This window comes from Streptomyces sp. NPDC014623, assembly GCF_043088245.1.
Classification (GTDB): Bacteria; Actinomycetota; Actinomycetes; order Streptomycetales; family Streptomycetaceae; genus Streptomyces.
Map to the genome: position 1 here is coordinate 1 of NZ_JBIBZU010000064.1, position 1,431 is coordinate 1,431.

Sequence of the window (1,431 nt, forward strand, 5' to 3'; positions counted from 1 at the left end):
CAGGAGAATCTCAATGATCGTGTCAAGCCGCCTGCGTGACCGGTGGGACGGGGGTGAACAGCCTCTTGTCACGCAGCATCGCCCACAGCACGTCGACCCGGCGCCGGGCGAGGGCGAGCAGGGCCTGGGTGTGGATCAGCCCCTCGCCCCGCTTCTTGAGGTAGTAGTCCCGGGACGGCCCCGGATGCATCATCGCGGACTGGGCGGACATGTAGAACAGCCAGCGCAGACGCCGGTTATAGCGTTTAGGCCGGTGGTAGTTGCCGGTGCGGCGGCCGGAGTCGCGGGGCACCGGTGCCAGGCCGGCGTGCGAGGCCAGGCGCCCGGCGCCGCGGTAGCCGGACAGGTCACCCACAATGGCAACGAACTCGGCACCCAGGATCGGGCCCATGCCGGGCATGGATTCGATGATCTCTGCACGGTCGTCGGCGCGGAAGGTCTCGCGGATCTCCCTGTCGTTGTCCTTGATCCGTTCGTCCAGCGACAGGAGCTGGTGGGCCAGATCGCGCACCAGCTTGGCCGCCCGGCCCTCGCCGGGCAGGGCGGTGGTCTGGGATTGGGCGGCCTCGACGGCCTTGGCCGCGACGGCGTCGGCGCCGCGGACCTTGCGGCGGTCCAGCCAGGTGGTCAGCCGCTTGACGCCGATCCGGCGCAGGGCGGCCGGGGTCTGGTACTCGGTCAGCATGACCACCGGGCCCTTGGCCGCGGAGTAGTCGAACGCCCTCTCCAGGGCGGGGCAGATGCCGACCAGCAGGTCGCGGAGCCTGTTGATGAGCCGGACCCGATCGGCGATCAGGTCACGCCGGTAGCCGGTCAGCAGCTGAAGCGTGGAGACGAGCTCCGGCGGAGTCTCGATCGGGGCGAAGTCCCGGCGCATACGTGCCTGGTCAGCGATGACCCGGGCGTCCTTGGCATCGGTCTTGCCCTCACCGCGGTAGGCGCCGGTCATCCGGTTGACGGTGCGGCCGGGCACGTAGACGACCTGCTGGCCATGCGCGATCAGCAGGGCCAGCAGCAGGGCGGAGGCCCGGCCGGAGATGTCCACCGCCCACCGCACCTCGTCGGCCTTCTCCCGGGCCGTGTCAATCAGCGTAAGGATCTGGGCCTCATCGTTGATCACCTTCGTCGAGAACAGCGTCTCGCCGTCGGCGTTCACCGCCACCGCCCAGTGGTGCCCCTTGCCGGCATCGATGCCGACCCATATCCGCGCGTGAGACGTGCTCAAGCCCATCGCTCCGTTCCACCGTGACCAGCGCTTCCATGGCCCGAGGAACACTCCGCCAACAGGTCCTTAACCAGCGATGCCCGCAGTTCTCAATCAGTAGTCGGAGCGTCCCGGAGGACCGGGCGGCCATTCTCCTGGAGCCATCAACGGCAAACACCCCATCAGCCACACCCGGTCCTCCCGGACCGCCCAACATTCTTAAGGAC

General features: G+C 68.6%; 1 protein-coding gene. It reads right to left on the reverse strand.

The features are described from left to right. Positions 1–22: 22 nt before the first annotated feature. Positions 23–1,225 (reverse strand): IS110 family transposase, encoded by a 1,203-nt coding sequence (locus ACF1FZ_RS35055; protein WP_391777410.1) that lies wholly within the window; start codon positions 1,223–1,225, stop codon positions 23–25. Positions 1,226–1,431 lie beyond the last annotated feature (206 nt).